Source organism: Moorena sp. SIO3H5 (assembly GCF_010692395.1).
Classification (GTDB): domain Bacteria; phylum Cyanobacteriota; class Cyanobacteriia; order Cyanobacteriales; family Coleofasciculaceae; genus Moorena.
On record NZ_JAAHHS010000307.1, the window covers coordinates 1 to 9423 of the forward strand.

Below are 9423 nucleotides of genomic sequence, written 5' to 3' on the forward strand. Positions count from 1 at the left end.
TGCCAACGGCCTCAGTCCCTAATCCCTAAAACAATCAAGCTCCCAGGCTTCCCTCAGGGTAATCCCGGTAAGAGTAATTATCGAAACTAAGAGCCTAACACTAACTAATCTCAGCTCATTCCCCTAGTTGGCAAAGCCTATCCAGGGAGATTCACCTTTTGACTTCCATTAATGGGTACAATTGCTATGATGCTGATCTGATATTGGTCTTGAGAAGATTACCTATAGAGTTTGATAGAAATGCGATTGACCTACGGTCACGCTACGCGAACGCAAACATCAATCCGTAATCAACATGGGTAGATTTTGGTAGTGCGATTGACCTACGGTCACCCTAGGCGATTGACCTACGGTCACCCTAGGCGATTGACCTACGGTCACGCGGGGCGCGATCGCAAAAACAAATCCCTACTACACATGGGATAATCATTAAGCTATCAGCATTCAGCTAATGCCCTACGCCCACGGCTGACGGCTGACATATCATTCTAGGAACAGGCATTCTACCTGTTCCACAAAACTGCTAAAATTATTTCATTATTAACCAACGCTTTATCGCACTTAGTTATATTTATTGTTTGCGGCGAGTTTATCCTGAATTATTGAGAAGATAAGCAACCTAGGATATTTCCAAATCGATCAGATATCTTAAGTTTCCAATCATATATGACTTTTCCTGAACCTATAAATATTGAAAGCCAGTAACTACTTTGTCCACTTTCTACTTTTCTTGGTGAGTAAATTAGGCTTTCAGAACAATTTATGGCTCGAACTTCGTAGAATTCTGCTTCCAAGTCTGTATCTAAAGATAAGCTTGTTACCCTCCATTTTATTAGATTTAATATATCTTTATCTTGTACATCTGTTCGGATGTTCAGCTCTGAACCTGGTTTACCAGTCATTGTGTCGATATCTTTAGTAACCGTATATATGGTTTTATTAAGATTGGTCTGGCTAATACTTGTTGGATTACTCATCGATGTGCTAGGATTAGGATAAAGTTCTAGCAAAGTTTCGCAATCAATTACTGTCAATACTTTGATGGTGTTGAATAGAATTAATTGTGACATAATTGTACTTTGTTCTTGTAATTTATATTTGGTTAATTGTTATTAATAAATATCGGTTTATTGATTACCGAATAATTAGGAAATAGTCAGTACGTAAAGTGCGTACTTAAATAGTAAGATTGGATTCAATTTTGCTTATTTATTTAAGAATCCCCCCGTGATCCCGTAAGGGTTAACGGGGGAGAACGTGTCAGATCTGAACTAGTTATTGGGAAGGGGACACCAATTCTCCTAGAGATTTTTACCTCCAGCTCTCAGAGAAAAGACTCAAGAAGTCTGGCTACTTCCAGATTAAGTAATGAAGAAGTCGATCGTTAGCTTACGACTGTTATCTTTGGATCCCAGTAGAAGTAACCTAAGACTTGTCCACGTCGATCTAATATTTTAAACTTCCAATCATATGTGATGAATCCTTGGTTAACTATCACATTTGCTAGCCAGTAACCATTTCCAACATGAAATGGAGGTGTAATTACGTTTCGATTACCTCCAGTGTACCGGAATTCGTAGAACTCTGCGCTCAAGTCGGAATCAAGGGATAAGCTTGTTGCCCTCCAATGTATTGTATCTCCTTGATCTGCTTTTATGTTCAGTTCGGGACTTGCCTGACCATTCATTTCATCGGAATCTTTGGTTACCATATATATGCTTTTCCGAAGATTGGTCGGGTTAATACCTGTTGGGGCATTTATATTTTTACTAGCATTGGGATAAAGTTCCAGCAAGGTTTCACAATCAATCGTTGTTAATACTTTGATCGCGTTGATAACACTTCCATTGCTCATGATTTTGCCTCCATTTTTTGGCATGTTTGCTTTTAGAACCATGCTTTTATCATAGTTTTCATTTTAGGAGGGTTGCAGTACCCCTGAGGGTACCTTTTTTACTCGATTAAAATCACCATTATTCCAACCTTAAATCCTTAAATTATGGCTACTACACTACCCTCACAACCCTGCTACCTTCCTGCCCCCTGCAATTAGTTTCGCTGCGCTAAAAGCGATGGGGCTTAGGCCACGCTACGGGATTGACCTACGGTCACGCGGGGCGCGATTAGCCCAAAGGGCGTTGGCTAGCGAACGCACCTATACGAGGGAATTTTCGTTGTAGTTTTTTATTATAAAAAGCCGTTTTTGTCAATAAAAAGGTAATAATTCTTAATAAACCCTGGTTTAGTGTGTTGATTAACCTATAGACTATTTCGTACAGACATCCAGGGATAGGTTGTTGTAGCTGAAACCCACTTCTACCATTGGGATGCTACGCGATTAGCCCAAAGGACGTTGGCTAGCGAACGCACCAAACAAAACCCCACCAGTACCAAACCGATGGGATACATAAGTACCACTAATTAAAATAGAAGAAACTCTTTTGTGCGGGAAGTAGCTAAGTCATGACAGTAGCCACCACAGCTGTTGAAACTAATCCGATTGTGCTGAGGATGCCCCCAGCATTGGACATGGATGATGACCAGTTTTTTGAATTTTGTCAGATTAATCGAGATTTACGGATTGAACGCACGTCAGAGGGAGAAATAATTATTATGCCCCCAACAGGCAGTGGAACCGGAGGTCGAAATTTCAGTCTCAATGGTCAGTTGTGGAGTTGGGTAGAACAAGATGGCACAGGCAAGGGTTTTGACTCATCTGCTGGTTTTAAGCTTCCCAATGGTGCAGAGCGCTCCCCTGATGCCTCTTGGGTAACCTTAGAAAGATGGGAAGCCCTAACACCTCAACAACAGGAAAAATTTGCTCCTCTATGCCCAGATTTTGTGATTGAATTGCGTTCCCCCAGTGATAGCGTCAAAGACCTCAAGGACAAGATGGAAGAGTACATCGACAATGGCGCGAGGTTGGGGTGGTTGATTGACCCCAATAATCGTCGGGTGTATATTTACCGTCCTGGTAGGGAAGTGGAGCAGTTGGACAATCCTGCTACGGTAAAGGGAGATGAGTCGGTGCTGCCCGGTTTCGTGCTGAAGCTGGGGAAAATCTGGTAAGGGCAGGAGTTATCAGTACTATCGTAACCTGTAAAATTAAGGGTTTCTCCACCCTTCAATAATTCTAATTGCTACATTCAAATATGGGTTATCAAGGAATTCTTCAATTGCTCCTTGACCACCTTCTTTGAGAGCATTAATTAGCCTTTCTTTCTTGGTTGGTGTAATGGCTGCACTGACAAAGGCTTCTTGCTCTGCTTCTGTGGCAGTAGGGTTGGTTTTCTCTAGTTGCTCTAGTAATTGCTGGATTTCAGCTGCTTCAGCTAGATTTTTGTCACCTTCCTCGTAGTTATTTTGATTAGCATAGCCTTGCTGACGACTACCAGACTGAGCTGTGTCAACATAGCTTCCAATGTTAATATTGGCACCACGCTGGTCATATTTAGTAGTTTCTTTCTCTGCCATTGTTTCTATAATTCCTATTAATTTAGTATTGTCTTTACGTATAAATTCTATTTGTTCAGAATAAAGCTTTATTTTTTCATCTTTAGCCTCTAACATTGGATTGTATTTCGCCCAAAACTTCCGCTCGTATTCAGCTTCATCAACCTCCTCAGGAACTTTGACACGAATAACAAAAGCACCATCGCCTTTATTTTCTATTGTCTGTATGACTGGTAGCTCTCCTGTTTCGCTTTCTACTCGAACTCGAAGCTCTTGAAACGTTTTCAGTAAAGTCTGCCAGTCGATACCATCTTTAAAAATTAAATCGACAGTATTGGGAATTTTCTGAGCTAACTTAGCAAATTCCCCTGGTTGAAAATTTCTCTCTTGGTCAGCAGGACGACGTTTAGGGTCTGGAGAATTTTTAGTCGGTAGTTTTAGAAAAATATAATCGCATTTAATTTCAACTAATTTAGTAGTATTGCTGATTGCCCAATCTTCGATATATGCTCCCGTTAATGTTGCTCTGGTTAAATCTGCTCCTTCTAGTAATGTTTGAACTAACTTAGCTCTGGATAAATTAGTATTTTGTAAGTTAGCCCGGTTTAAATCTGTTGCGATGAAGCTAGCATCTTGTAGATTAGCTCCCTTTAAATTAATACCTCTTAAGTCGAGGCGATAAAAGTTTTTATCTTGTCCTTCTCCCGTGAGAAGCAATTGTCTAATGTTTTCATATTGAAGGTAGCTTGTTCCTGGTCTAGCTTGGTCAAGTTTAATCGTATTTTGCCAACACGTACGAGTAAGAGTAGCCTCTCTTAAGTCTGTACTTTTAAGAATAGCTCCCGTAAAATCAGCATCGGTTAAATCGGCTTTGTGAAAACTAGTTCCTCTTGTGGCAGCAAAAACAATAGCAATACTACGAATCCAAGCATCTCTGGGGTCCCCTTTTAGAGCACGCCAGCCCAGGTAAGTGCTAAATAAGATGAAGGCTACGGATACGGCTAAGGCTCCGGCGAAGGGTGCAACGGAGGCTCCTTGTATGGCAAAGGCTACGGCTATGGCTATGACTACGGCTATGGCTATGGCTCCGGCTATGGCTCCAGCTACAGCTACGGCTATAGCTATAGTAAAGGCTCCGGCTACGGCTATAGCAAAGGCTATAGCGAAGGCTCCAGCTACAGTGAAGGGTACGGCTATAGCTCCGGCTATGGCTGTGGCTACTCCGATACCTTGATGAAGGATAACAGCAAATAAAACAATTATTACAACCAGTGCTATCCAGCCGGAAACTTGCGATATTACGTCGCTAGATTCAAACATTAATGCTACTAATGACCCAGAAAATGAAGAAAGAATTCCTGATAGTCCTGAGATTACCCATGAAACCAACAAAAGAACAATTACCCACCGTTTCTGTAATCCTGCCTTCGCTTTACAAAACTTAGTTCCGGTTAGAGTAGCATTCTTAAAATTCGTTCCTCGAATATCCGCTTCACTAAAATCTGCCTCTGAAAGGTTTTTCCCCTGAAACGATTGACCCCTAAGATTTACCCTGCGGAAATCCCGTTCTCCTGCTGCATATCGTTTCAGAACTTCATTAGCTTCCATCAGCGATAATCATATATAGAAAAGGGAACAGGAAGTAGGGAACAAAAATTATCACAATTTATTTTAATTGAAGTAAATTATGTATCGCTTTCTAGTATAAATTAAAACCAATAAATCAAGATTCTGGAAATACTTTCGTAGGAATAAATTTGCTTGGGCACATAGGCTTCATCACAACCCTGCTACTGTCCCACTCCTGGGATGCGTTACGCACAGCCAAAGGCGATTGGTCATAGGCCACGCTAAGCGATGAAGCAAAGCTTCCGCTAAAAGCGATCGCACGTATACTAGGGAAGTTTAGTGGTAGTGCATTATTATAATAAGCATTTATTGTCAATAAATTGGTAATAATTCTTAATAAACCCCTATTGATTGTGTTTATTAACTTACAGACTGTTTCGTACAGACATCCAGGGATAGGTTGTTGTAGCTGAAACCCACTTCTACCATTGCGATCGCTAGCCAACGCCCTTCGGGCTAATCGCATTAAGTTCTAGATAGGGTGCATCTGCTAAAAGCTGTTTGACCTGATGGTGCGTTACGGTGCGGGCTATTTCAACAAGGCGCGAAGAGGGGGAAAATCATGGCTCGCCCGCCCCTAACGCACTCTACTTCAACTCTTGCCTCTTGCCTCTTGCCTCTTGCCTCTTGCCTGTTCCCTGTTCCCTGTTCCCTACTCCCATCAATCCTATTTCACAACCTAGATCCAAACCCTACAAATACTTCACCCAAGCCTCCCTGACCTCAGGTGAACCATACCAAAGCCCCTTCCTCCTAGGAGAATGCAGCACCTCATCAAGAGTAATATTAGTCGCTCCAGCCAAATGAGCAGCAGTAATCGGAGTAATCCCATCTCCCCAGCAATTCCCTTCTCCACAAGTGAGCTTGTAACTGTTGTAAGCCAACCAGCTGCCTAAACGTCGCTTACCATAAATAGCCTTACCAGCGACACAAATATAATGGACATCTTGGTGAAAGGCCCCTGGATAGTTATCATTCACAAAATCAAGATTGCGTTTAGTCCAACGTTCCTGACTGAGGTGGGGTGTACCCAGAGTCACTAAAGTAGAGATATAGGAATGAGCATTCCATAACCCTACCGAGTCATCAGTAACATCTCCATGAATCGTGTAAGGCTTTTCTCCTAGATATATCCTGGCAATCCAGCCACCAGCAGAGTGACCGATTAAATTAATCTCTGACGTGTTATGCTTCTCCAACTGCTGTTTAACAGCTTGGTCGATTTTTCGCAAGATTGGCACCACAGAGCGACCACCGAGGGTAGGAAACCAATCCTGTTGGCGTATTGGGACAGTAGTTGCGGCAATCCCTAGCTGTTGTAGTGATTGTTCTAAATCACGGTATTCACTAGCGCTAGCAAAATAGCCCGGTAAAATAACAGTTGGTAATGGCATCGGTGGTAATTTTAAATTTTGTAAATAATTATAAACTTTTGTGAAACTAGGTACACTTTATGGTATTAGCGTTGGACCTGGGGATCCTGACCTGATCACCCTCAAAGCACTACGTATATTGAAACAGGCACCAGTAGTAGCCTTTCCTACTGGAGTCCGTGGAAAACCAGGAATAGCTCAACAGATTGTCGCTCAATGGTTGGAGAATCATCAGGTGCAGTTACCCTTGACATTTCCATATGTGCAGGATACCGCTATCTTGACCCAAGCATGGCAACTTGCTGCTGAGCAAGTCTGGAATTATCTAGGATTAGGGCAAGATGTAGCATTTGTGTGCGAAGGAGATGTGAGTTTTTACAGCACATTTACCTATTTGGCACAGAGGCTACAACAGTTACATCCTCAAAGCCTGATTCAAACTGTACCAGGGGTATCTTCCCCCATGGCTACAGCATCGGTTTTGGGATTACCCTTGACCATTCGTGATCAGCGCCTGGTAGTGCTACCAGCTCTCTATAATGTGGAGGAACTGGAAAAGGTTTTGACTTGGGCAGATGTAGTAGTCTTGCTCAAAGTCAGTTCAGTTTATCAGCAGGTGTGGCAAGTGCTGCATCGACATCAGTTGTTGGAAAATGCCTATGTGGTAGAACGAGCAACTCTACCGGAGCAGGTGATTTATCGTAATTTATGCGATCGCCCTAACTTGGCATTACCCTATTTTTCTCTGCTAATTGTTAAGGTAAACCAATAGATAGCAAACCAATAGATAGCAATGTTTCAGCCATCGATGTAGTTGTCAAAATAGTTGTTATAGCTAGCCCCAGCACGATCACTCACTCTGATTTGCCAAGACTTAATTGAATAAGCATCTCCTCAGCCGAGAGCTTATTAGCAACGATGGAAATACGTCAACAATAACTGCCATGTCTGATGCTTCTTTAATTAAAAACGTCCCAGAAATGCTGAGTCACCCCCTAGTGATTTCTGTTACCGCTTCTCTGGGGGTTCATATGCTACTCGTACCTATCTTAGGTGATTTGTTGAAGAATCAAAAGCCTAAGGAAGAATCAATGGTGCAAGTGTTGGAGTTAAGCCCTCAACAACTCAACCGTGTGCCCAAGTCGGCTGCACCTCCACTAACTCTGCCAGCTCTACCAAATGCCAAGACTCCGGCCAATCCCTCCATCCCTTCGTTATTTAGTGCTTTCCCACCCCCTCCACCACCGCTACCTTCTCTAGAGTCCCTGAAGAAAATTCCCACACCCCCACCTCTGAGATCTGCTGTACCGATAAAACCCTTACCCACAATTGGTAAGTATCCTTTACCACTGCTAAATCGCAAAAGACCAATTCTTACCAGAGGGTCTTTCCCGATCAAGCTACCACCAAGACCAGCGACAGCACTACCAGCCCCACCACCGCGACCTCAGTTCAAATTCGATACAGAGTCTTTGAATCCAGGTTCCTTCCAGACCGGTTCCTTGCCAGTATTTGGGAATTCTACCAACCAGATTCCTGATCCATTAGAGGTTCCTAACCAACAGCCACCGGTATCCGTTACTCCACCTGCTCCGAAACCACAATTTTCCATCACCCCTCCTCCTTCTGAGCCTAGTAAACCAGCACCCCCTAGTGCGGTTGCTATCGCACGACAACGTCAGAACAATTTAGTAGCTCAAGTGCGGATGCGGCGGAAGCAACTGAGAAAAGATGTAGCCAATACCAGTGATGAGGAAGCTAGGAAAAACCTGGTGGAATGGATGGCTTTGGTAAAGGATACCTTACCCAAAAAAGAAGTAATACCAGAAGCAATAACAGTTAGTGCTACTTATCCGAAAGACGCTTGTATTAAAAAACTAGAAGGCACAACCGTCTTCGGAATTTTAGTAGGTGCTAATGGTGAAGTGACTAATGCACAGCTGATTCAGAGTGCAGGGTACGGCATTTTAAATCAGCAAGCACTGGAAGATATTCAGTTCCGCAAGTTTAACAACCAAAGTGGCACAACAAAACCTTACCAGGTCAAGGTAGCCTTTGACTATGACAAAGGCGACTGTCCTAGTCTAGCGGTTTTCCAAGAAACCGCTAACCAGCCAGTTCCAGCAAAGCCAAATACTGTTAGTGGGGAAAACGCTGCTGCCAACAATCCAGTAATAGCAGTGCCTAAGCCAGAAACTCCTAGGAATAACTCTGCTAATAATAACTCTACCGATAACAATACCGATAACAATAGGACAGTATCAGTTCCAGTAAAACCGAATAGTGCTAGGGAAAATTCCAACACTAGACCCAGAACAATATCAGTGCCAGTGCGGGACAATACCTCTAGCCAAGACTCTACTCCTAAACCCACAAGGGTCAGAGTACCAGTGCGGGAGAATACTCCTACTCAGGAAAATACTCCTAAACCCACAAGGGTCAGAGTACCAGTGCGGGAGAATACTCCTACTCAGGAAAATACTCCTAGACCTAGAGCAGTACCTGTACAGCAAAATACTCCTACTCAGGAAAATACTCCTAAACCCAGGAGGTTGTTAGTACCAGTACGGGACAATACTCCTACTCAGGAAAATACTACTCAGGAAAATACTAATACTACAGCTGTTCCAGTCAAGCCAGCTCAAGCTACTAATGAAAACTCGATTTCGGAACAGTCAGCTAATGAAAACTCAGGGAAAGAATCCGTTCCAGCAGCAGCAGCCACTGAAAACCAAAACTCACAAGAGGATAAAGACTGCAAGTTCAAATCTAGATCAGCTCGCAGGCGCAACAGAATAGACTCCTTTACAACACCATCGTCCAGGTCTTGTAAATAGGAATTTTCTGTTAGTGAAAGCCTGGGTTGTTGGTCAATGGAGCATTAACATTATTTTGGAATTAAGAATTAAGAATTGATAATTGAGAATTAAGAATTGAGAATTGAGAATTGAGAATTAAGAATTCACCA

Annotated in this window: 8 protein-coding genes; 4 read left to right on the top strand and 4 right to left on the bottom strand. The window is 42.7% G+C overall.

Translation table 11 applies throughout. The annotated features are described in order from the left end of the window. Positions 1-599: 599 nt before the first annotated feature. Both F6K52_RS26205 and F6K52_RS26210 read right to left on the bottom strand, forming a co-directional pair. Complete coding sequence (locus F6K52_RS26205; RefSeq protein ID WP_293085155.1) at positions 600-1070, bottom strand: AidA/PixA family protein; 471 nt, start codon at positions 1068-1070, stop codon at positions 600-602. 314 nt (positions 1071-1384) lie between these two features. Continuing rightward, a complete protein-coding gene (locus F6K52_RS26210) occupies positions 1385-1855 on the bottom strand; it encodes an AidA/PixA family protein (RefSeq protein WP_293085157.1) in 471 nt (156 codons plus the stop codon). Between the two features lie 608 nt (positions 1856-2463). On the opposite strand from F6K52_RS26210, the gene F6K52_RS26215 reads away from it, so the two are divergent. Then, positions 2464-3069 carry a Uma2 family endonuclease gene (locus F6K52_RS26215; RefSeq protein ID WP_293085161.1) on the top strand — a complete coding sequence of 202 codons (606 nt, stop codon included), beginning with the start codon at positions 2464-2466 and terminating at the stop codon, positions 3067-3069. A 36-nt stretch (positions 3070-3105) separates the two neighbouring features. Here F6K52_RS26215 and F6K52_RS26220 read toward each other — a convergent pair whose 3' ends face one another. After that, positions 3106-5061 carry a pentapeptide repeat-containing protein gene (locus F6K52_RS26220; RefSeq protein ID WP_293085165.1) on the bottom strand — a complete coding sequence of 652 codons (1956 nt, stop codon included), beginning with the start codon at positions 5059-5061 and terminating at the stop codon, positions 3106-3108. A gap of 583 nt (positions 5062-5644) precedes the next feature. Here F6K52_RS26220 and F6K52_RS26225 point away from each other — a divergent pair. Then, positions 5645-5803: a hypothetical protein gene (locus tag F6K52_RS26225; RefSeq protein WP_293085169.1), complete on the top strand. Its 159-nt coding sequence runs from the start codon at positions 5645-5647 to the stop codon at positions 5801-5803. On the opposite strand, the gene F6K52_RS26230 is transcribed toward F6K52_RS26225, so the two are convergent. Continuing rightward, a complete protein-coding gene (locus tag F6K52_RS26230; RefSeq protein WP_293085173.1) occupies positions 5775-6476 on the bottom strand; it encodes a lipase in 702 nt (233 codons plus the stop codon). The two genes, F6K52_RS26225 and F6K52_RS26230, sit on opposite strands and share 29 nt — an antisense overlap. Positions 6477-6516: 40 nt before the next feature. Here F6K52_RS26230 and F6K52_RS26235 point away from each other — a divergent pair, with 40 nt between their 5' ends. Together F6K52_RS26235 and F6K52_RS26240 are read left to right on the top strand one after the other, a co-directional pair. Continuing rightward, on the top strand, positions 6517-7227 hold the full coding sequence (locus tag F6K52_RS26235) for a precorrin-2 C(20)-methyltransferase (protein WP_293085176.1): 711 nt from the start codon (positions 6517-6519) through the stop codon (positions 7225-7227). A gap of 106 nt (positions 7228-7333) precedes the next feature. Next, complete coding sequence (locus tag F6K52_RS26240; protein ID WP_293085180.1) at positions 7334-9292, top strand: TonB family protein; 1959 nt, start codon at positions 7334-7336, stop codon at positions 9290-9292. Positions 9293-9423: the final 131 nt, after the last annotated feature.

Coding starts and splice junctions, on each gene's coding strand:
- F6K52_RS26220 (WP_293085165.1), bottom strand. CDS start 5,061: ATGGAAGCTAATGAAGTTCTGAAACGATATGCAGCAGGAGAACGGGAT.
- F6K52_RS26225 (WP_293085169.1), top strand. CDS start 5,645: ATGGCTCGCCCGCCCCTAACGCACTCTACTTCAACTCTTGCCTCTTGC.
- F6K52_RS26205 (WP_293085155.1), bottom strand. CDS start 1,070: ATGTCACAATTAATTCTATTCAACACCATCAAAGTATTGACAGTAATT.
- F6K52_RS26230 (WP_293085173.1), bottom strand. CDS start 6,476: ATGCCATTACCAACTGTTATTTTACCGGGCTATTTTGCTAGCGCTAGT.
- F6K52_RS26215 (WP_293085161.1), top strand. CDS start 2,464: ATGACAGTAGCCACCACAGCTGTTGAAACTAATCCGATTGTGCTGAGG.
- F6K52_RS26210 (WP_293085157.1), bottom strand. CDS start 1,855: ATGAGCAATGGAAGTGTTATCAACGCGATCAAAGTATTAACAACGATT.